Origin of the sequence: Avibacterium paragallinarum (assembly GCF_011765605.1) — a bacterium.
GTDB classification, from domain to species: domain Bacteria; phylum Pseudomonadota; class Gammaproteobacteria; order Enterobacterales; family Pasteurellaceae; genus Avibacterium; species Avibacterium paragallinarum.
Map to the genome: position 1 here is coordinate 1,419,035 of NZ_CP050316.1, position 22,802 is coordinate 1,441,836.

The following is a 22,802-nucleotide window of genomic DNA, read 5'->3' on the forward strand; positions in this document are numbered from 1 at the left end:
ATTATGTCGTCTTTTTAAAAAAATGCTCTTTATGGGTGTGAATGGACATAATCAGCCCAAACCCAGCCATTAGGGTAACAAACGACGTTCCACCATAGCTCACTAACGGCAGCGGCACGCCCACAACAGGCAAAATGCCGCTCACCATACCGATGTTTACGAAAACATAGACGAAGAAAATCAGCGTCAATGCCCCTACCAGAGTTCGCCCAAAAGCGTTTTGTGCATTCACGCCGATGATTAATCCTCTTGCCACAATAAACAGATACAAAAACATTAAAATCGCAAAGCCCACCATTCCGTGTTCTTCACTGAGTACCGCGAAAATAAAATCCGTGTGCGGTTCTGGCAAAAATTCCAGTTGGGATTGCGTGCCTTGCATCCAGCCTTTGCCCCAAATGCCTCCAGAGCCAATGGCGATTTTCGATTGCAAAATATGATAACCCGCACCGAGTGGATCTTTTTCAGGATCGAGCAAGGTTAGCACCCTTGTGCGTTGGTAATCGTGCATTAAATAGAACCACATAATGGGGATAAAACCTGCTAAGCCCACGACGGCGATAGAAATCAACCACCAGCTCATTCCTGCCAAGAAAACCACAAATAGCCCCGATGCACTCACCAAAATAGACGTGCCTAAATCGGGCTGAATTGCCACAAGTAGCGTGGGAACGATGATGATAAACAGGGCAATAAAGGTGTCTTTCAAACTCGGCGGTAACGCTCGCTTGCCTAAAAACACCGCTACCATTAACGGTACGGCAAGTTTGACAATTTCTGACGGCTGAAAACGGAATAAGCCTAAATCAAGCCAACGCTGCGCCCCTTTACTGGTTGTGCCGACTAAATCTACCAAAATCAGCAACACCAGCCCGATTCCAAATACATAAGGGGCAATGCCTTGATAAAAACGCGGGGAAAATTGTGCCATTATCAGCATTACCACAAAGCCAAGCACTACTTGAATAATGCGGTTGCGGAACATTATTTCATTCGCCCCAGAGGCACTATATAAAATAAACAGCCCGCCGCCCGAAATAATCAGCAACCCCAGAAAAAGCCACAGATCAATATGCAAACGTTGCCACAGGCTCTGCCAACCTTTTTTCTCACTCATTTGTTTTCTCCTGATTGTGCTGCGTAGCTGGTGTTGCCGACGTAGGCATAACGTCCGTTGAAGGGGTGGAAGATGTGGAAGAAGAAAGTGCGGTGCGATTTTCCATTGCATTAACTTGCGGAAGACGCACGTTCAAATAATAATCCATAATCTCTCTCACCACAGGCCCCGCATTGCTACCGCCGCCGCCCGCATTTTCTAAAATGACGGCAACTACCAACTTCGGATCTTCGTAAGGGGCATAGCCAATAAACCAAGCGTGATCGTGTAATTCTTTCACCAAAGATTTCGCATTATAGGTTTGGTTTTCTTTCAAGCTGAACACTTGTGCCGTTCCCGATTTGCCCGCAACTTGGAAATGGGTATTCACAAAGGCTTTGCGAGCCGTGCCGTTACTGGCATTCACCACGTTATACATTCCGCGTTTTGCCAATGCCCAGTAATTCGGCTTCGGCTCGTCAATATCGGGATATAATAGCGGGTCTTTATAAGGAACAAACTGCGAGCCTTCCACGCCTTTCATCAAGTGCGGTGTGTTTACCTTGCCATTATTCACCAAAATCGCTAAGGCTTTCGCCACTTGTAACGGTGTTGCCGTCCAATAGCCCTGCCCGATACCAACGGAAATGGTATCACCCTGCAACCAAGATTTTTTATAGCGTTTTTGCTTCCATTCACGCGACGGCATTATGCCCGCCGTTTCTTCTTTAATATCAATCCCTGTCGGTAGCCCAAAGCCGAATTTATTCATTGCCTGCGATAGGCGATCTATCCCCATATTATAAGCGAGCTGATAGAAATAGGTGTCTGAAGACTCTGCAATGGCTTTGTTCAGATCCGTGTAACCGTGTCCCGATTTTTTCCAATCGCGGAAGCGTTTTGTGGTGTTAGGCAACACCCAATAACCGGGATCAAACACAGTGGTGCTTGGCGTGATGACATTATCCTGCAAGCCTGACACCGCAATAAACGGTTTCACCGTAGAAGCTGGCGGGTACGCCCCTTGCGTTGCCCGGCTATACAGTGGGCGTTGCGGATCTTGCAATAAGCGTTGATAATCATTGCTCGAAATGCCATCAACAAAAAGATTATTGTCATAACTCGGCACTGATACCATCGCCAGAATACTGCTGTCTTTCGGGTCTAGCACCACCGCTGCCCCTTTTCGCCCTGCAAGCAAATCGGTGATGTAGCGTTGCAGTTCCAAATCAATGGTTAAATGAATGCTCTTGCCTGCCACGGCGGGTTGTTCACGCAATTTACGGATCACCTTACCGCGATTGTTAATTTCCACTTCCTCAAAGCCCACTTCGCCGTGCAGCTCATCTTCATAGTAGCGTTCAATGCCTAATTTGCCGATATTTTGCGATCCCGAATAATTGGCATATTTTTCTTCTTTTTTCAGGCGTTCCACATCTTTATCATTGATTTTCGCCACATAGCCCAAAATGTGGGTGAGGGGTTCGCCGTACAAATAATGGCGTTTAAAATAAGGCTTCACCGATAAGCTCGGGAATTGGTATTGGTTCACCGCAAAGCGGGCGATCTGCTCTTCGGTTAAATTCGGCTTGAGCAAAATGGAGGTATAACGCGAAGAACGGCGGCGTTCCTTCGTAAAATTGGCGATGTCTTCATCGGTTAGCCCTACAAGCCGCTTTAATTGTTCAAAAGTGCGGTCTAAATTTTCCACCTTTTCTGGCACAATGTATAAGCCAAAGAAGGTTAAATTTTCCGCTAATAATTTGCCATAGCGATCATAAATTAAACCGCGAGTCGGCGGAATGGGCAATAATTTAATGCGGTTGCCGTTAGAACGGGTTTGATAGATTTCATAATTCACCACTTCAAGATGATACAAATTGGTGAACAAAATTGCAGACAGCCCCAACACGCCAAGGAAAGACACCAAGGCACGGCGAATAAACAGGTTTTTCTCCGCTTTTTTGTCGCGGATAGGCTCAACCGCAGAAGCTGAAAGCAATTTTTTTAAATCCATTGATTACTCTCGATGATAAGGGTGATTGGTGGTAATCGACCAAGCACGATACAGGCTTTCTGCCACCACCACACGAACTAACGGGTGGGGCAAGGTGAGGGGCGAAAGCGACCAACTTTGCTCCGCCGCGGCTTTGCACTCTGGCGACAAGCCCTCAGGCCCACCAATGAGCAAACAGAGATCGCGTCCGTCATTTTTCCAGCTATCGAGCTGTTGGGCGAGCTGTTCCGTTGTCCAAGGCTTGCCTGGAATATCTAGGGTAACGATTTTATTTCGCCCACAGGCTGCCAACATCGCCTTGCCCTCTTGCTCTAAAATACGCTTAATATCCGCGTTTTTGCCTCGCTTCCCCGCGGGGATTTCGATCAATTCAAAGGGCATATCTTTAGGGAAACGGCGTTGATATTCCTCAAAACCTGTGGTTACCCACGCGGGCATTTTTGTACCAACGGCAATTAATTGGATTTTCATTTAGCCCCAAAGTTTTTCTAATTGGTACAGCTCACGGCTTTCCGCTTGCATAATATGCACCATCGCTTGCCCAAAATCGACCACCACCCAGTCCGCTGTAGCACGCCCTTCTTCGCCGAAAGATTCAAAGCCCGCTTGTTTGCTTTCATCAATCAGCTTTTGGGCGAGCGAGCTAATATGGCGGCTCGATGTCCCCGTGCAAATAATCATTGTGTCGGTTACGGAGGATTTTCCTTTTACATCTAAAGGCAAAATCTCGCTGGCTTTTAAGTCATCTAAAGTTTTTACTAAAAAATCTACTAAGGTTGTCATCGTTGTTTTTCTATAATCTATAAGGTATTCAAGGTTGTCTTTCAAAGTGGCTCATTCTAGCACGAGATAAAAAATAACGAAAAAAACACCGCACTTTTCACTGCCAATACACCCTTTTCAAGTGCGGTATCAAAGTGCGGTCCTTTTTCGCCCCTGTTTTTTAAACCCTTAATACCGTTTTCTCATTGGCTTGCGATGAGGTGAATGTGTTGTTTTGACCGTGCGTTTGCGATAAGGTTTCGGTAAATTTGTCAATAATGCCTCAGGATCATACTGGCTCACGGGGATCGAATGCCCGATGTATTCCTCAATGGCAGGCAGATTCATCGCATATTCTTCACAAGCAAAGCTGATGGAAACCCCACTTTCACCCGCCCGCCCCGTGCGTCCGATGCGGTGTACATAGTCTTCACGATCATCAGGCAGATCATAGTTGAAAACGTGGGTAACTTCAGGGATATGCAACCCGCGTGCGGCAACGTCTGTCGCCACTAAAATATCCAACTGCCCTGAGGTAAATTGTTGCAACAGAGCAAGACGTTTTTTCTGTGCCACATCGCCCGTGAGCAAGCCAACACGATGTTTATCCGCAGCCAAATAGCCCCAAATTTCTTCGCAACGGTGTTTGGTGTTGGCAAAAATAATGCAACGCTCTGGCCATTCTTCTTCCAAAAGCGTCATCAACAATGCCATTTTGTCTTGATTTGAGGGATAAAACAGCTCTTCTTTAATGCGATGCCCCGTTTTCTGCAACGGCTCAACTTCCACATATTCGGGATCATTCATATCTTCAAATGCCAGCTCTCGCACCTTATAAGAAAGGGTGGCGGAAAACAGCATTGTCAAACGCTGAGCAGGGGCTGGGCATTTGCGTAGTAAATAGCGAATGTCCTTAATAAAGCCGAGATCGAACATTCGATCCGCTTCGTCAAGCACCACCACTTCAATTCCATTTAAGCAGATAATGCCTTGTTTCACATAATCAATTACCCGCCCCGTTGTGCCGATTAAAATATCAATGCCCTGTTCGATGACTTTCAGTTGCTTATCATAACCATCGCCACCATAAGCCAGCCCCATTTTTAGCCCTGTGGCTTGAGATAATTTTTCCGCGTCATTACTAATTTGCACTGCCAGCTCTCGTGTTGGTGCTAAAATCAAAGCACGCGGCGAAGTGGCTGAGGAATGAGAGGTAGCACTTAATAAATGATGAAAGGTGGCAGTTAAAAACGCCATTGTTTTCCCCGTGCCTGTTTGGGCTTGCCCAGCCACATCACGCCCCGCAAGGGTGATTGGCAGGGATAAAGCTTGAATAGGGGTGCAATACTCAAACCCGTTTTGTTGTAAACATTGTTGAATAATCGGATTTAATGGCAGATCAGCAAAGCGTTGCTGAGATAAATGATTCGTTTGCATAATAAAATTTCTCGCTAAAAATTGCCCTAAGCATAGCACGAAGGCAAAAAATTCCCAAAGAAAGCACCGCACTTTTGGATTTTTTTCCGCAAAATATAGACAGTTGCACAATTTAATGATAAGTTTACGCCCATTCAACATTAATTAATCAAACATCTCAACCAATAATTCATTTCTAATTTAAGCTTTTCAATTATGCATTTAACAGAACTAAAAAATACGCCCGTTTCTGATCTTGTGAAACTCGGCGAAGAACAAATGGGCTTAGAAAATCTCGCCCGTTTACGCAAACAAGATATTGTATTTGCCATCTTAAAACAGCACGCCAAAAGCGGGGAAGACATTTTCGGTGGCGGTGTCTTAGAAATTTTGCCTGACGGCTTTGGCTTCTTGCGTTCCGCAGACAGCTCATACCTCGCAGGCCCCGATGATATTTATGTTTCACCAAGTCAAATCCGCCGCTTCAACTTACAAACAGGGGATAAGATTGAAGGGAAAATTCGCCCACCCAAAGAAGGCGAACGCTATTTTGCCCTCCTCAAAGTTGATCGCGTTAATGATGACAAACCTGAAGTTTCCCGTAGTAAAATCCTATTTGAAAATCTCACCCCACTTCACGCCAACTCTCGTTTAAGAATGGAACGTGGTAACGGCTCAACGGAAGATTTAACGGCACGTATTTTAGATCTCGCGTCTCCAATCGGGAAAGGACAGCGTGGTTTGATTGTTGCCCCACCAAAAGCAGGGAAAACAATGTTGCTACAAAATATCGCGCAAAGTATCACCCATAACTACCCTGAATGCGTGCTTATCGTGCTACTTATTGACGAACGCCCTGAAGAAGTTACCGAAATGCAGCGTTCAGTAAAAGGCGAAGTGATCGCCTCAACCTTTGATGAGCCCGCTTCTCGCCACGTTCAAGTTGCGGAAATGGTAATCGAAAAAGCCAAACGCCTTGTAGAACATAAAAAAGACGTGGTGATTTTATTAGATAGTATCACCCGCCTTGCTCGTGCCTACAACACCGTAACCCCTGCGTCAGGTAAAATTTTATCGGGCGGGGTAGATGCAAATGCCTTACATCGCCCAAAACGTTTCTTCGGTGCGGCACGTAATGTCGAAGAAGGCGGCAGCCTCACCATTATCGCCACCGCGTTGGTAGATACGGGGTCAAAAATGGACGAAGTAATCTTTGAAGAGTTCAAAGGAACGGGGAATATGGAACTTCACCTCTCCCGCAAAATTGCTGAAAAACGCGTCTTCCCAGCCATTGATTTCAACCGCTCAGGCACGCGTAAAGAAGACCTCCTCACCACCCCAGACGAACTACAAAAAATGTGGATTCTACGCAAAATCCTTAACCCAATGGGCGAAGTGGAAGCAATGGAATTCCTCATTGATAAATTAATGGTCGCCAAAACCAACGAAGAATTTTTTGAAATAATGAAACGTTCGTAGGTTTGATTATAAAAATCTTGCAATAATGCAAGATTTAAGACTGCAGACAAAGATGTAGCTTTTGTCTGCAGTTTAAAATGATAGGGGATCACATTTCTATTTTTTCATAGAACTTCCGATTTTACACCGCACTTAGTTATTTCGCCTCCATTTAGCGAATAACGATAACGCAGATGAATAATTAAAAACAACATTATACTGAACAATGTAAAAACACCACCAACTATTCCTATGTAAGATAAACCTAGACGCTGCATAACTTGATTGCCAAGTAATGCACCACTACCAATGCCAATATTATAAATACCAGAAAAAATGGCCATAGCAACATCTGTAGCATCTGGAGCAAGCTGTAAAATACGAATTTGCAAACTCAAACCAATTCCAGCAATACCAATTCCCCAGATTAATACGAGTGGATAAGTAAAAGCTGAATCTTTTTTCAAAAGCCATAACGAAAATAAGGAATACGTTAGTAGGAGCATTGCAAATAACAAAAACTTTGCTGGTCCCAAACGGTAAAAACGGCTAAATAAAATACTCGCGATCATTCCTGCACAACCAAACAGTAATAAAATCAATGTTGTTTCTGATGCGGAAATATTCACTTCTTGAATCATAAAAGGTTCAATATAGCTGTACGCTATAAAGTGTGCGGAGATCACAATAGCAGTAAGAACAAATAACCCCACTAGCAAAGGCCGTTGAAATAATATTGGTACGCTTTTTAGTGTCCCAGCATTTTTGCTCACTAAGTGCGGTAATAATTTATACAAAAATATTAAGACAACAAAGGCTACAATACCAATCACGCCAAAAGTTATTCTCCACCCTAACCATTGACCAATAATACGTCCTAATGGTAATCCTAATACCATTGCTAAAGCACTTCCCATTGCTAACAAACCAAGTGCTTGTGCTTTTTTATCTCTTGGAGCAAGACGTACCGTAAGTGATGCAGTAATAGCCCAAAAAATAGAATGAGATATAGCAATACCAATACGAGAAATCACCAAAATCTGAAAATTCCACGCAATGCAAGATAGTATATGGCTCAGGATAAATAGAATAAATAATTTAATAAGTAAACCACGCCGTTCAATCTTGGCGGTTAACAACATAAAAGGTAAGGAGAGTAAAGAAACAATCCACGCATAAATAGTAATGATTAACCCTGTTTGGCTCACAGACATTTGAAAACTTTCTGCAATATCCGATAATAAAGCAACAGGAAGAAACTCTGTTGTGTTAAAAATAAAAGCGGAAAACGCCATACAAAGAACACGCCAGAATTTCACACGACGAACAATTTTTGGAGATAACATTTTGCACTAAAGCTAGAAAAGAGGTCGCCATTTTAGCATAGAAGTTTATGCTTTTGTTCAATGAAAATGCTGCTTAAGGAGATCTTTCAGCTGTTTTTTCAACTCTTTTGGAGAACCAATTTGATATTGAGGAGAGTGACAATCCCCAAAGAAATGTAACGGCAAACGAAAGTTTTGATATTTTTTTTCACGCAGATTAAGAGTAACAAGAAAATCGCATTGTTGTTTGTTTTGTTCTATTATACCTTGCCCTGTCAATTGGAAATAACGATCTCGCAGTTGTAAATCCTGCCATTGCATTTTTTGCTTATCCCAACTTAATGTCGCTGTTAGCTGTTCAAAAGGCGAGTCATTTTGCACATTTTGCTGTTCATAATTAATCGGTAAATGCCTTGTGATGATAGAAAATAAATTAATATTTTTCATCTTGCCATTCATAACCTCCAAATTAAACCGCCCTTTATCAATTTGCAGATCACTAAAATACATTTCACCATTAAGATTTGTCTTTCCTATTACTAACGCGGGTAATTTAAACAGGGCTAGCCATTGTTCTAAAGCAATATTTTGTGCAGAAACCTGTAAATGTGGCTGAGTTCTAGAAAATTCAAAATCTAAGCTGCCTTGCGATAAAAAATCCCCCTTCCCTTTAATTAAGTGCGGTTGAAAATCAATGAGGATTTTTCCCTGCTGAAAAGGTATTTCATTAATAAAAAAATCATCAAAACTTACCCCATAATAGTGCTTATAATCTTGTATTTCATTATATAAATTGCCTTGTTTTAAACGAAATACCATTTTATCCATATCACCATAAATTGGGTGTTCAAACCTCCACTGTCCAGATAACTGATTAAATCTCAATCCATTATTTAATAACTGGAATTTCCCCTGTACATTCATTTGGCTAACCAAGTTTTGCATATTTACACTAAATGCCATTTGCACAGGACTCTCCAAATTTAATGGTATATCCTGCGATAAAGCGGTAAATAAATGGGAAATATACTGCCAAGAAAGCTCAATAGGTTTTAAATTCAAATTTAATATTTTCCATTGAGAATCCGCTAACCCTCCGTTATATAACTGAATTTCATTAAGTTGGATATCACCACTAAGCAAGGTTTTCATATTTACATCAAGAACAATTTTTTCGAAAAAAAACCATCGTCCATTTTGTTGAAACTGCACTTGATGTAAAGATAACTGGGTAGGAAAAAGGTGACTTTCAACTTCTACTACTTGGATTCTATTTTCTGCAAGATAAGTAGAAAGCTGTGTATTTAAGTGAGATTTCTGCCAAAAAAGAAAGCAAAGTCCCGCAAGTAATATACTTATTAATACTAGTGCTTTCTTTTTCATAACTTATTTGTCCTTGTCAATACGACTAGCAACAGCATTTTGCTGATCTTTATACTTAGCATCTTGACGACGGTTATAAGGTCGTGCCGCTATACCACTTAGCACCTCAAAACTCAACGCACCAATGACCATTTTCGGTCGTAATGCTAAAGGTAATTTACCCGAGTTAAAAAATTCCAACACAATACGACCGTTCCAACCTGGATCAATGCGGTGAGCCGTAACATGTACCATTAATCCCAAACGAGCAAGAGAAGAACGCCCATCTAGCCAACCAATAATATTAGCCGGCAAAGACACTGCTTCAAATGTTGTAGCTAGTGCCAATTCTCCAGGATGAAGAAAAAACGCCTCTCCATCCTCAACCAAAATTTCATCACTCATTACCGCTTCAAGTTGAGCAGAAACCTCTGCTTTAGGCCCGCTTAAATCAATATAAGGTGCACTATACTCGCGGAATACACGAAATGAATTCCCTAATCGAACATCAACCGTTGCACCATTAATTTTATCATTACTAGGACGCGGAAAAAGAGTAATAATACCTTCATCTAAATAACGTTCAATATCTAAATCACATAGCCTCATTTTCTATCCTTACTTTTTTTCCAAAAGTTGCATAATCTGTGCCTTTAATATATTAATTGCAATACGATTTTTTCCCCCTCTCGGTACAACAATATCAGCATATTGCTTAGAGGGTTCAATAAACTGCAAAAACATTGGACGAACAGTTTCTCTGTACTGATCTATAACCGATTGCAACGAGCGTCCTCTTTCTTCCATATCCCGTTTTAAACGACGAATAAAACAAATATCTAAAGGGGTATCTACAAATACCGAAATACTTGCCTCTTTACGGATCCGTTCATCAGTAAGTAATAATATCCCTTCTAAAATAATAACCTTTTTAGGATTAAATGGTGTTACTTGCTTTGTCCTCGTATGTTCCACATAACTATATACCGGAATATCTACTGATTTACCTTCTTTCAACGCCCGCAAATGCTGTAACAACAAATCACGATCCATTGAATTAGGATGATCATAATTAGTTTTAATACGCTCTTGAAAATCTAAATGAGTTTGATCTTTATAATAACTATCTTCCGAGATAATACCGATATCTTCACAGCTTAGCTCGTTACGAAGCTCTTCGTGAATTGTAGAAGCAATAAGGCTTTTTCCAGAAGCTGAAGCTCCCGCAATAACAATAATGATACAAGATTCTGACATAAAATAGCTCAACTAGACACATATAATAATACTAAAATTATAAATAAAATTTTTCATTTTTGATAATAATTTAATCTCATTCTAAGAAATAAAATAAGAAGTTACTCAACTTTATAGGATACATACAATAGAAATTCACCTAAAATTTATTTTTTCATAGATAAATCAAAATTTTATCTTTATTATCAATATTTTTTTTGCTATAACAGCTTACCAAATTTAAAAAGTACTCTGCCAAACAAATGATAAATAAATTGCCTAAATTTCTAGATAATAGCCTATTTTGGGCCCTATTTGCCCTAATTGGTTTTATTTTCTTACCATCTATGGCCTTACAATATGGACTGCTTGACTCTTCATTTGAAGAAATTTATAAGTCAATGGGGTGGCATAGCGTGAATATCAGCTGGATTTGGTTTGGTGGATTATTGCTTTTTCCCTTATATTTATACGTTTATAAAAAACGAACGCTATATCACCAAGGACTTACAGAATTTTATATCTCACTGGTGCTTTTTTTATTTATTATCATTTCAGCAAAATTAACAGAATTTAATCTAGGATATGCCACTTTTGTGATGATCCTAAGTTTGATTGCTATTGCGACAAATGGGCTTGTAAAAATGAGAATACTACAAGGAGATAAATTTATTATTTTATCTTTAATTTGTATTATTTTAATTGTTACATGCTTTATCATTTATCCAGCGATAATGCTTTTAATTTCAATACATTATGACTCGAATGAATTCACCTCGCTCCAATTTGTCACATATCTGAACAAATCTTACATTCTCCGTCTTATAATTAACTCTCTTAGCGTATCAATATCAGTAGGAATACTATCCACTTTATTTGGACTGATATTAGCACTCTATACCACTCGAATTGCTAAACATAATCTCATTATTAGTAAAATATTTTCAATTCTACCAATAATAACTCCCCCCTTTGTTATAGGATTAGGAATAATATTGATGCTAGGAAGAACAGGCTATATAACAGAACTGTTCATTGAATATCTTGGCTTTAATAATAATTGGTTATATGGTTTCACTGGTATCACAATTGCACATACATTAGCATTCACTCCATTAGCATTTATGATTTTAGAAGGAGCGTTAAGAACTATCCATCCATCTATTGAAGAAGCGGCTTATAGCTTAGGTGCTAGCCCCTATCAAGTGTTATTACATATCCTTTTCCCTTTACTAAAACCAGCATTTGCCAACGCATTCCTTGTAATAACTATCCAATCTTTAGCTGATTTTAGCACTCCTCTCATACTGGGAGGTAATTTCGATGTTATTTCATCACAGATCTATTTATACATTACTGGTTCACAACTCGACTATACATCTGCGAGTATACTAGGAAGTTTTCTACTCCTATTCTCACTAATTATCTTTATTACTCAATATTTATGGATTCGCAACCGTTCTTACACTAGTATTTCCGGAAAATCATCTTACTGGAATATACAAGATCTCCCATTCTGCATTAAGATATTAGTAATATCGACTTTTTTAGGATGGAGTTTATTTAATGCTTTATTATATGGCAGTATATTTTATGGCAGCTTCACAAAAAGTTGGGGAATAGATTATACATTTACGCTCAATAATTACTTAATATTATTTGGACAGGGATTCCAAAATGGTGCTTGGCCCTCACTAATTAATACTATATTTTTTTCCATTATTGCTGCACCACTAAGTACAATATTAGGTTTCCTCATCGCTTATATCACCACTAGATGTGATTTCAAAGGGAAAAAATCTCTTGAACTATTGGTCTTACTTTGCTTTTCCATACCTGGAACAGTAATTGGATTATCCTATATCATTGCCTTTAACGATGCTCCAATTTATCTTATTGGAAGCAGTACTATTATTATAACTTCGATGATAATACGCAATATACCTATAGGAATGCGTACAGCAATAGCAAGTCTAAAACAGATAGATAAATCACTTGAAGAAGCCTCTATGTCACTAACGGCTAATTCATTGCATACGATTAAACACATCATATTCCCACTTATTAAACCAACTTTATTCGCCGCACTAACGAGCAGTTTTGTCAGATCAATGACTACAGTTAGTGCTATCATATTCTTAGTTACTACGGATACCCGTGTTGCTACATCTTATATATTAAACCGTGTAGAAGATGGTGAATACGGCATAGCAACATCTTATGGTGCAATGCTTATTTTAGTAATGATTCTAATTATTTTATTATTTGAATGGGCTATGAGAAACACATATACATCTTATTTCAAAGCTAAAATAATGAACTCATAAGGTTGCATAATGAACAATGAAAATTTTTTACTATTAAAAAATATAACTAAAAGCTTTGACCAAGCTACTATACTACAGGATTTTAGTCTTTCCATTAAACAAGGTAAAATGGTAACCTTACTAGGTCCTTCTGGCTGTGGGAAAACCACGCTGTTACGTATCATAGCCGGTCTTGACAGCCCCTCCTCTGGGCAAATTTTTATTGGTTCTCAAGACATTACTAAACTTCCTATTCAGAAGCGAAATATTGGGATCGTATTTCAATCTTATGCCCTTTTTCCCCATATGTCTATCGGTGAAAATGTTGGTTATGGTTTACATATTCAGGCAATATCAGCGGCAGAACGTAAAAAACGTATCCAAGAGGCATTAGAACTAGTCGATCTTTCAGGCTTTGAAAATCGTTATATAGATCAAGTTTCAGGAGGACAACAGCAACGCATAGCCCTTGCAAGAGCATTAATATTAAAACCCCAAATATTATTATTTGATGAACCACTTAGCAATCTTGATGCAAATTTACGTCATAGTATGCGTGAAAAAATTCGCGAGATACAACAACATTTTAACATCACCGCTCTATACGTTACCCATGATCAGAATGAAGCATTTGCCGTATCTGATGAAATTATCGTAATGGACAAAGGCAAGATAGTACAACAAGGCTCTGCTCAAAAATTATATCAATTTCCTAACTCAACATTTACTGCCAACTTTATGAGTGAGAATAATATTTTTGATGGAATATTAGAGGGGAATAGAATCAGTATAGGTAAATACACTTTTTCTTTCGTAAATGCGGAAAAATATGGTTTAACTAATGGAAACTGCCTCGTAGGAATACGCCCAGAAGCAATATACCTTTCAAAACGAGGCTATGACACACAATATTGCAAAATTCAACGGGCCATTTATATGGGAAGCCACTGGGAGATTATTGTTAAATGGCAAGGAAAAACACTTTTCATTCACATCCCCTCAAATCATTTTAATATACAAACAACCGAAGCCTACGTGAATTTTGCTGAACACGGAATTTTTTTGCTAAAAAAAGAGTAAGCTACCATCAAAATATACATAGAAATAGCTCGCCATTTCCGCCCTAAAAACAAGGACCACCTAGAAGACTAGGTGGTCCTTTCTTATTCAAAACCTGGCGGTGTCCTACTCTCACATGGGAAATTCCCACACTACCATCGGCGTTACAGCGTTTCACTTCTAAGTTCGGCATGGATTAGGTGGGTCCACTGCACTTTCGCCGCCAAGATAATTCTTTATATCCTTTAATTTCTTTTAATTTCTTTCTCTTTTCTATTCGTTCTTCACTTCTTTAACAAAAACAAGCCAAAACCCTTGAGCGTTGTATAGTTAAGCCTCTCGGGCAATTAGTACTGGTTAGCTCAACGGCTCACACCGCTTACACACCCAGCCTATCTACGTCGTAGTCTCCAACAACCCTTACAGTCTTATAGACTGGGAGAACTCATCTCAAGGCAAGTTTCGTGCTTAGATGCTTTCAGCACTTATCTCTTCCGCATTTAGCTACCCAGCAATGCCTCTGGCGAGACAACTGGTACACCAGTGATGCGTCCACTCCGGTCCTCTCGTACTAGGAGCAGCCCCTCTCAATTCTCCAACGCCCACGGCAGATAGGGACCGAACTGTCTCACGACGTTCTAAACCCAGCTCGCGTACCACTTTAAATGGCGAACAGCCATACCCTTGGGACCTACTTCAGCCCCAGGATGTGATGAGCCGACATCGAGGTGCCAAACACCGCCGTCGATATGAACTCTTGGGCGGTATCAGCCTGTTATCCCCGGAGTACCTTTTATCCGTTGAGCGATGGCCCTTCCATTCAGAACCACCGGATCACTATGACCTGCTTTCGCACCTGCTCGACTTGTCTGTCTCGCAGTTAAGCTTGCTTATACCATTGCACTAACCTGACGATGTCCGACCGTCATTAGCAAACCTTCGTGCTCCTCCGTTACACTTTGGGAGGAGACCGCCCCAGTCAAACTACCCACCAGACACTGTCCGAGTACCCGTTTCAGGCACTTCGTTAGAACATCAAACGTTAAAGGGTGGTATTTCAACAACGACTCCACGATAACTGGCGTTACCGCTTCATAGTCTCCCACCTATCCTACACATCAAAATTCAAGGTTCAGTGTCAAGCTATAGTAAAGGTTCACGGGGTCTTTCCGTCTAGCCGCGGGTACACCGCATCTTCACGGCGATTTCAATTTCACTGAGTCTCGGGTGGAGACAGCCTGGCCATCATTATGCCATTCGTGCAGGTCGGAACTTACCCGACAAGGAATTTCGCTACCTTAGGACCGTTATAGTTACGGCCGCCGTTTACTGGGGCTTCGATCAGGAGCTTCTCTTTCGATTACACCATCAATTAACCTTCCAGCACCGGGCAGGCATCACACCCTATACGTCCACTTTCGTGTTTGCAGAGTGCTGTGTTTTTAATAAACAGTTGCAGCCAGCTGGTATCTTCGACCGGTTCAACCTTCGTGAGCAAGTCACTACAATCTACGCCGGCGCACCTTCTCCCGAAGTTACGGTGCTATTTTGCCTAGTTCCTTCACCCGAGTTCTCTCAAGCGCCTGAGTATTCTCTACCTGACCACCTGTGTCGGTTTTCAGTACGGTTTAGTAAAGCCTGAAGCTTAGTGGCTTTTCCTGGAAGTGTGGTATCAGTTACTTCAGCACCTTAGTGCCTCGTCATCATCTCTCAGTGTTAACGGTGAGCCGGATTTACCTAACTCACCCACCTACCAACTTAAACGACCATATCCAACAGGTCGATAACCTAACCTTCTCCGTCCCCACATCGCAGCTTTACCAAGTACGGGAATATTAACCCGTTTCCCATCGACTACGCTTTTCAGCCTCGCCTTAGGGGCCGACTCACCCTGCCCCGATTAACGTTGGACAGGAACCCTTGGTCTTCCGGCGAACGGGTTTTTCACCCGTTTTATCGTTACTTATGTCAGCATTCGCACTTGTGATACGTCCAGCAATCTTCTCAAATCACCTTCTTCCGCTTACACAACGCTCCCCTACCCAACAGACGTATCACTAATATCCCTCTTCGATTCTTTGCCATTACACTCAACGTGTTTTTCGCTTTACCCACTTGCTTCGCAAGTGGTTAATCGTTAAGGCGTATTAGTGATACGCCTGATGCCGCAGCTTCGGTACTATATTTTAGCCCCGTTACATCTTCCGCGCAGGCCGACTCGACTAGTGAGCTATTACGCTTTCTTTAAATGGTGGCTGCTTCTAAGCCAACATCCTAGCTGTCTAAGCCTTCCCACTTCGTTTCCCACTTAATATAGATTTTGGGACCTTAGCTGGCGGTCTGGGTTGTTTCCCTCTCCACGACGGACGTTAGCACCCGCCGTGTGTCTCCTGTGCATTACTCTTTGGTATTCGGAGTTTGCATCGGTTTGGTAACCCGGGATGGGCCCCTAGCCGAAACAGTGCTCTACCCCCAAAGGTATTCACACAAGGCTCTACCTAAATAGATTTCGGGGAGAACCAGCTATCTCCCGGTTTGATTGGCCTTTCACCCCCAGCCACAGGTCATCCGCTAATTTTTCAACATTAGTCGGTTCGGTCCTCCAGTTAGTGTTACCCAACCTTCAACCTGCCCATGGCTAGATCACCGGGTTTCGGGTCTATACCTTGCAACTCTTCGCCCAGTTAAGACTCGGTTTCCCTTCGGCTCCCTTATTCAGTTAACCTCGCTACAAAATATAAGTCGCTGACCCATTATACAAAAGGTACGCAGTCACCCCATCACTCAATCACACTGCTATTTTTGGGTTTGACTCGCTTCGCTCGTCGTACCCTACACTTTAAAGTGCGGTGTTATTTTTGGTGCTTTTTGCCTCTTCCAACACTCAATGTGTTTGAGTGATGGGGCTCCCACTGCTTGTACGTACAGGGTTTCAGGTTCTATTTCACTCCCCTCACCGGGGTTCTTTTCGCCTTTCCTTCACAGTACTGGTTCACTATCGGTCAATCAGGAGTATTTAGCCTTGGAGGATGGTCCCCCCATCTTCAGACAGGATTCCTCGTGTCCCGCCCTACTTCTCGTAAGCTTAGTACCACAGCCTGGATTTTAAGTACGGGGCTATCACCCTGTGTCGCTTGCCTTCCCAGACAATTCCTCTATCTCTGCTGCTATTACTTACTGGCTCCTCCGCTTTCGCTCGCCGCTACTCACAGAATCTCGGTTGATTTCTTTTCCTCGGGGTACTTAGATGTTTCAGTTCTCCCGGTTCGCCTTACGAGGCTATTTTATTCACCTCGCAATGATAGGCTCTTCGCCTATCGGGTTTCCCCATTCGGACATCGTGGGTTAAACGCTTCTTATCAACTCACCCACGCTTTTCGCAGATTAGCACGTCCTTCTTCGCCTCTGATTGCCAAGGCATCCGCCCTGTACGCTTTCTCACTTAACTATACAACCTCAAGGATTTTTCCCCGAAGTTGTTCTCTCGTTGAGAACGCTTACTTGCTTTTGTTCAAGTAAGTCTTTTACTCAGACTTCTTCAATTTAATAAGAAAATGGCTCTATCACTATCACCACTCCCTCATTAGCTTGAAAGTCTCTTCAGTTTTCAGCTTGTTTTTACATTGTTAAAGAGCAAATCGCGAAAAATTCGCTTTCTATGGCGTCCCCTAGGGGATTCGAACCCCTGTTACCGCCGTGAAAGGGCGATGTCCTAGGCCTCTAGACGAAGGGGACAACATAGAAAGCGTCTCTCTGCTTTATTAAAGTGCGGTATGATTTTAAGCCATTTTTTCATATCGCTAGTTTCTTCAACACCATCACCATTCCTTTCTTTGCTTCTTATTGTCTAACAACCATCACGACAATCTGTGTGAGCACTCATCTATTCTATTAGGTAAGGAGGTGATCCAACCGCAGGTTCCCCTACGGTTACCTTGTTACGACTTCACCCCAGTCATGAATCATACCGTGGTAAACGCCCTCCCGAAGGTTAAGCTATCTACTTCTGGTACAACCCACTCCCATGGTGTGACGGGCGGTGTGTACAAGGCCCGGGAACGTATTCACCGCGACATTCTGATTCGCGATTACTAGCGATTCCGACTTCATGGAGTCGAGTTGCAGACTCCAATCCGGACTTAGATGCACTTTCTGAGATTCGCTCCCCCTCGCAGGCTCGCTTCCCTCTGTATGCACCATTGTAGCACGTGTGTAGCCCTACTCGTAAGGGCCATGATGACTTGACGTCATCCCCACCTTCCTCCAGTTTATCACTGGCAGTCTCCTTTGAGTTCCCACCCGAAGTGCTGGCAACAAAGGATAAGGGTTGCGCTCGTTGCGGGACTTAACCCAACATTTCACAACACGAGCTGACGACAGCCATGCAGCACCTGTCTCTAAGTTCCCGAAGGCACAAACTCATCTCTGAGTTCTTCTTAGGATGTCAAGAGTAGGTAAGGTTCTTCGCGTTGCATCGAATTAAACCACATGCTCCACCGCTTGTGCGGGCCCCCGTCAATTCATTTGAGTTTTAACCTTGCGGCCGTACTCCCCAGGCGGTCGATTTATCACGTTAGCTACGGGCACCAAGCTTAAAGCCCAATCCCCAAATCGACAGCGTTTACAGCGTGGACTACCAGGGTATCTAATCCTGTTTGCTCCCCACGCTTTCGCACATGAGCGTCAGTAGCTTCCCAAGGGGCTGCCTTCGCCTTCGGTATTCCTCCACATCTCTACGCATTTCACCGCTACACGTGGAATTCTACCCCTCCCTAAAGTACTCTAGTAAACCAGTCTGAAATGCAATTCCCAAGTTAAGCTCGGGGATTTCACATCTCACTTAATTTACCGCCTGCGTGCCCTTTACGCCCAGTTATTCCGATTAACGCTCGCACCCTCCGTATTACCGCGGCTGCTGGCACGGAGTTAGCCGGTGCTTCTTCTGTGGCTAACGTCAAATCATGATGCTATTCACATCACAACCTTCCTCACCACCGAAAGAACTTTACAACCCGAAGGCCTTCTTCATTCACGCGGCATGGCTGCGTCAGGGTTCCCCCCATTGCGCAATATTCCCCACTGCTGCCTCCCGTAGGAGTCTGGGCCGTGTCTCAGTCCCAGTGTGGCTGGCCATCCTCTCAGACCAGCTAGAGATCGCAGGCTTGGTGAGCCTTTACCTCACCAACTACCTAATCCCACTTGGGCTCATCTTATGGCAGGTGCTTTCGCCCCCTTTCATCTCCCGATAATACGCGGTATTAGCCATCGTTTCCAATGGTTATCCCCCTCCATAAGCCAGATTCCCAAGCATTACTCACCCGTCCGCCACTCGTCAGCATTGAAAGCAAGCTTTCAACCCGTTACCGTTCGACTTGCATGTGTTAAGCCTGCCGCCAGCGTTCAATCTGAGCCATGATCAAACTCTTCAGTTTAATCCTTCTCAATTCGTACACTAACAAAGCTCTGTGATTTCATTTATAAAATCACTATGAATTTCAGTTAAGCACTAATTGTTCTAAATCTTTTAAATTTTTTCCAGAATCAACAAGTGCCCACACAGATTGTCTGATTGATTGTTAAAGAGCAAAAAACAACGACGCGAGGTGTATCTTTCAACTTCTACAACGTCGCGTCGTTGTGTGCGGCGTATTATAGGCTTCTTTAAAATCTTTGCAACCCCTTTTTGCAAAAATTTTTCATTTTTTTGTTGTTTGATTATTCTCTCAACGCCATGAGGGTTTATCATCCAATTTTTGCTGAAGAAATGTAAAGTGCGGTCTAAATTTGGGGTGCTTTTTGTACCGCACTTTGTTTCTTTATTTTTCCATTGATAAGATTTTTAATTCGCTAAACTCAAATTGTTCAAACACATTAAGTAGCAAATGTTGTTCTTGCGTGCAATAAACCTTGTTTGGTTCTGTACTTTGCCCTGTTACTTCGCCCAAAAGATCTTTCACTCGCTTTGCTATCGCTTTACTCGGATCAAGAAAATATTTCACTTGGGGCAAACTTGCCATTAGCTCTGATCTCAGGAAAGGAAAATGGGTACAGCCCAAAATAACCGTATCTAATGCGAGATCTTCTCGCCAATCTTTAATCTCTAATAGAAGCCGAATGGGATCAACGGGCTTACCTTGCAATTTTTCCTCTGCCATTTTGACTAATTCGGTACTGCCCAGTTTACTTACTCGGCATTCACTCGCATAATCTTGAATTAACTTGTCCACATAAGGGCGTTTCACCGTGCCTTTCGTGGCAAGCAACCCGATGACACCGCTTTCGGTTTTTTGTGCGGCGGGTTTAATAGCAGGAACTGTTCCCACAATCGGGCAGGTAAAAGCCTCACGCAATGCGGGCAACACGACCGTGCTTGCGGTGTTGCAAGCGATAACGATGAGATCCAGCGGGTAATCCTGTTCAATTTTTTTACAGATCGCGACACAGCGTTCAATAATAGCTTGCTCTTCTTTTTCAGAATAAGGAAAAAATGCGTTATCGAGGCAATAAAGATAGTGGCAATTTGGTAGCAGCGTTTTCACTTCGCGATAGACACTTAAACCGCCGATGCCCGAGTCAAAAAAAAGAATGGTTGGTGAATTTGTCATTAATTATTGAAAATCAAATTGATGTTGCGGCGATCTTATACCTTCGCTCGCTATATCTCAAGCAAAAGGCTCGCGTTACGCATTGGAATAAACGGTTTTCTCATCAAGCCAACGCTGAATTAAAGCTTCAGAAAGTTGGGGATATTTCACGATCATTTCTCTAGCATAATGCTGTACAGTTGGGATCATTTTTCGATCACGCATTAAATTCGCCACTTTAAATTCGGCCACACCGGTTTGTTTTGTGCCTAACACTTCCCCCGGCCCACGAATTTCTAGATCTTTTTCTGAAATATAAAAGCCGTCTTGGCTTTCACGCAGTACTTGCAGACGTTTTTTCGACACCTTACCCAGTGGCGGTTTATACATTAACACGCAGAAAGAGGCGGTGCTGCCACGCCCCACTCGCCCACGCAACTGGTGTAATTGCGACAAGCCTAAGCGTTCTGCATTTTCAATAATCATCAAGCTGGCATTCGGCACGTCCACTCCTACTTCAATTACCGTGGTTGCCACCAACACATCTAACTCGGCGGCTTTGAAACTCGCCATAATTGCTTGTTTTTCTGTCGCTTTCATACGCCCGTGTACTAATCCAATGCGTAAGTTTGGAAGTGCTTTGCTGAGATCTTCCCATATCGCCTCTGCCGCTTGTGCCTCCAAGACCTCGCTTTCGTCAATTAAAGTACACACCCAATAGGCTTGGCGTTTTTCATTCATACAGGCGTGATACACACGGTTTACAATTTCTCCGCGGCGTTCTTCGGACACCGCAACGGTGGTAATCGGCGTTCTGCCTGGTGGTAATTCATCAATAATTGATGTATCTAAATCCGCATACACCGTCATTGCTAGGGTACGCGGAATCGGGGTGGCGGTCATAATTAATTGATGAGGGTAATTGCCTGATTTTTCGCCTTTTTCCCGCAGCATTAGCCGCTGATGAACGCCAAAGCGATGTTGTTCATCAATGATCACCAATGCTAAATCGTGAAATTCCACATCTTGCTGAAATAGAGCGTGCGTGCCGACAATCATTTGCACTTCACCCGCTTTCATTTGTTCAAGTACCGCTTGGCGTGCCTTGCCTTTGACTTTTCCTGCCAGCCACCCCACTTTGATGCCTAAAGGCTCAAACCAATTTTGGAAATTGGCAAAATGCTGTTCCGCCAAAATTTCTGTTGGTGCCATAAGTGCCACTTGCTTTTGATTGTCAATTGCTAGCAGTGCAGCTAATGCCGCGACCAAGGTTTTCCCCGATCCCACATCGCCCTGCACTAATCGCATCATTGGATAAGGCTTTTGCAAATCCCGCTCAATATCCTGCACCACTCGGCGTTGTGCATTGGTGGGGCTGAAGGGTAAACGCTGTAAAAAGCGTGATTTGAGATCCGTTTGATATTGTAAGGGCAGCGCAAAAAACTGCTGAATATTTGACCGCACTTTTTGCATTGCCAAATTATGTGCCAATAACTCTTCAAAAATTAACCGCACTTGTGCGGGGTGTTGCCCTTTTTCCAACATTTCCAACGACACATCTGGCGGTGGACGGTGTAGAAAACGGATCGCCTCTTTCAAACTGTATGGATAAGGATTAAATTCATCAGGCAAAATTTCGGGCAGCTGCACTTTATCTAACAGTGCCAAGGCTTGATCGGTGAGCTTTCGCAAGGAATTTTGTTTCAGCCCCTCCGTTGTGGGATAAATCGGGGTGAGGGTTTCCGCCATTATCAAGGGGGTATCATCACGCAAAATTTGATATTCGGGGTGATGAATTTCTGCCATAAAGCGACCTCGTTTGATTTCGCCAAAGGCTTTCACTTTCGTTCCCACTTGAAAGCTGTTTCGCATTGCGGCATTGAAATTGAAAAAACGTAGGGTCAGCTTCGATGTGCCATCAGACACCACGACCGTTAAAATCGGACGGCGACCAAATTGCACTTCGCAGAGCTGCACAACAGCACTAATGGTGGCATATTGTTCGGGGCGAAGATCGATAATGGGTGTAATTCTTGTGCGATCTTCATAACGGCTTGGTAAATGGAAAAGCAGATCTTGCAGATTATTAATGCCAATACGGCTGAGTTTTGCTGAAATCGCTGCTCCCACGCCCGATAATGTCGTGAGGGGAACTGCACCTAAAACGTCCATAGCCATTAT

Annotated in this window: 14 protein-coding genes, 1 tRNA gene and 3 rRNA genes; 3 read left to right on the forward strand and 15 right to left on the reverse strand. The window is 42.6% G+C overall.

The window, feature by feature from the left end:
* Position 1: 1 nt before the first annotated feature.
* The 5 genes from rodA to rhlB form a co-directional block, all read right to left on the reverse strand.
* On the reverse strand, positions 2 to 1,117 hold the full coding sequence (gene rodA, locus HBL79_RS06660; RefSeq protein WP_035687634.1) for a rod shape-determining protein RodA: 1,116 nt from the start codon (positions 1,115 to 1,117) through the stop codon (positions 2 to 4).
* Positions 1,110 to 3,113 (reverse strand): penicillin-binding protein 2, encoded by a 2,004-nt coding sequence (gene mrdA, locus HBL79_RS06665; protein ID WP_035687637.1) that lies wholly within the window; start codon positions 3,111 to 3,113, stop codon positions 1,110 to 1,112. The genes rodA and mrdA overlap by 8 nt, the downstream gene beginning before the upstream one ends.
* A 3-nt stretch (positions 3,114 to 3,116) precedes the next feature.
* Positions 3,117 to 3,584, reverse strand: a complete 468-nt coding sequence (gene rlmH, locus HBL79_RS06670; RefSeq protein ID WP_035687640.1) for a 23S rRNA (pseudouridine(1915)-N(3))-methyltransferase RlmH — start codon at positions 3,582 to 3,584, stop codon at positions 3,117 to 3,119.
* Positions 3,585 to 3,896, reverse strand: coding sequence for a ribosome silencing factor (gene rsfS / locus HBL79_RS06675; protein WP_035687643.1), 312 nt, complete (start codon positions 3,894 to 3,896; stop codon positions 3,585 to 3,587).
* A gap of 168 nt (positions 3,897 to 4,064) precedes the next feature.
* Positions 4,065 to 5,312, reverse strand: a complete 1,248-nt coding sequence (gene rhlB / locus HBL79_RS06680; protein WP_035687674.1) for an ATP-dependent RNA helicase RhlB — start codon at positions 5,310 to 5,312, stop codon at positions 4,065 to 4,067.
* Between the two features lie 195 nt (positions 5,313 to 5,507).
* Between rhlB and rho the strand changes: the two genes are divergently transcribed.
* On the forward strand, positions 5,508 to 6,770 hold the full coding sequence (rho, locus tag HBL79_RS06685) for a transcription termination factor Rho (RefSeq protein WP_035687646.1): 1,263 nt from the start codon (positions 5,508 to 5,510) through the stop codon (positions 6,768 to 6,770).
* A 104-nt stretch (positions 6,771 to 6,874) separates the two neighbouring features.
* Here rho and HBL79_RS06690 read toward each other — a convergent pair whose 3' ends face one another.
* The 4 genes from HBL79_RS06690 to udk are packed head-to-tail and all read right to left on the reverse strand — an operon-like array spanning position 6,875 to position 10,693.
* Positions 6,875 to 8,095 carry a sugar transporter gene (locus tag HBL79_RS06690; protein ID WP_035687648.1) on the reverse strand — a complete coding sequence of 407 codons (1,221 nt, stop codon included), beginning with the start codon at positions 8,093 to 8,095 and terminating at the stop codon, positions 6,875 to 6,877.
* Positions 8,096 to 8,152: 57 nt separating this feature from the next.
* Positions 8,153 to 9,457 carry a hypothetical protein gene (locus HBL79_RS06695; RefSeq protein WP_035687650.1) on the reverse strand — a complete coding sequence of 435 codons (1,305 nt, stop codon included), beginning with the start codon at positions 9,455 to 9,457 and terminating at the stop codon, positions 8,153 to 8,155.
* 3 nt (positions 9,458 to 9,460) lie between these two features.
* Positions 9,461 to 10,045, reverse strand: coding sequence for a dCTP deaminase (dcd, locus tag HBL79_RS06700; protein WP_035687653.1), 585 nt, complete (start codon positions 10,043 to 10,045; stop codon positions 9,461 to 9,463).
* Between the two features lie 9 nt (positions 10,046 to 10,054).
* Complete coding sequence (gene udk / locus HBL79_RS06705; protein WP_017805620.1) at positions 10,055 to 10,693, reverse strand: uridine kinase; 639 nt, start codon at positions 10,691 to 10,693, stop codon at positions 10,055 to 10,057.
* 242 nt (positions 10,694 to 10,935) lie between these two features.
* On the opposite strand from udk, the gene HBL79_RS06710 reads away from it, so the two are divergent.
* On the forward strand, positions 10,936 to 12,999 hold the full coding sequence (locus HBL79_RS06710; RefSeq protein ID WP_046097454.1) for an ABC transporter permease: 2,064 nt from the start codon (positions 10,936 to 10,938) through the stop codon (positions 12,997 to 12,999).
* A gap of 9 nt (positions 13,000 to 13,008) precedes the next feature.
* Positions 13,009 to 14,058 carry a ferric ABC transporter ATP-binding protein gene (fbpC, locus tag HBL79_RS06715; protein ID WP_017805618.1) on the forward strand — a complete coding sequence of 350 codons (1,050 nt, stop codon included), beginning with the start codon at positions 13,009 to 13,011 and terminating at the stop codon, positions 14,056 to 14,058.
* A gap of 92 nt (positions 14,059 to 14,150) precedes the next feature.
* Here fbpC and rrf read toward each other — a convergent pair.
* The 6 genes from rrf to recG form a co-directional block, all read right to left on the reverse strand.
* Positions 14,151 to 14,265: ribosomal RNA gene (gene rrf, locus HBL79_RS06720) — 5S ribosomal RNA — on the reverse strand.
* A 98-nt stretch (positions 14,266 to 14,363) separates the two neighbouring features.
* Positions 14,364 to 17,485 (reverse strand): 23S ribosomal RNA (locus tag HBL79_RS06725).
* 211 nt (positions 17,486 to 17,696) lie between these two features.
* Positions 17,697 to 17,772, reverse strand: a tRNA-Glu gene (locus tag HBL79_RS06730).
* A gap of 161 nt (positions 17,773 to 17,933) precedes the next feature.
* Positions 17,934 to 19,469 (reverse strand): 16S ribosomal RNA (locus HBL79_RS06735).
* Together the 16S, 23S and 5S rRNA genes with 1 tRNA gene alongside form the textbook arrangement of a ribosomal RNA operon.
* Before the next feature lie 384 nt (positions 19,470 to 19,853).
* Positions 19,854 to 20,642, reverse strand: coding sequence for a glutamate racemase (murI, locus tag HBL79_RS06740; protein WP_035689014.1), 789 nt, complete (start codon positions 20,640 to 20,642; stop codon positions 19,854 to 19,856).
* Positions 20,643 to 20,717: 75 nt separating this feature from the next.
* Positions 20,718 to 22,799, reverse strand: a complete 2,082-nt coding sequence (gene recG, locus HBL79_RS06745) for an ATP-dependent DNA helicase RecG (protein ID WP_035689011.1) — start codon at positions 22,797 to 22,799, stop codon at positions 20,718 to 20,720.
* Positions 22,800 to 22,802 lie beyond the last annotated feature (3 nt).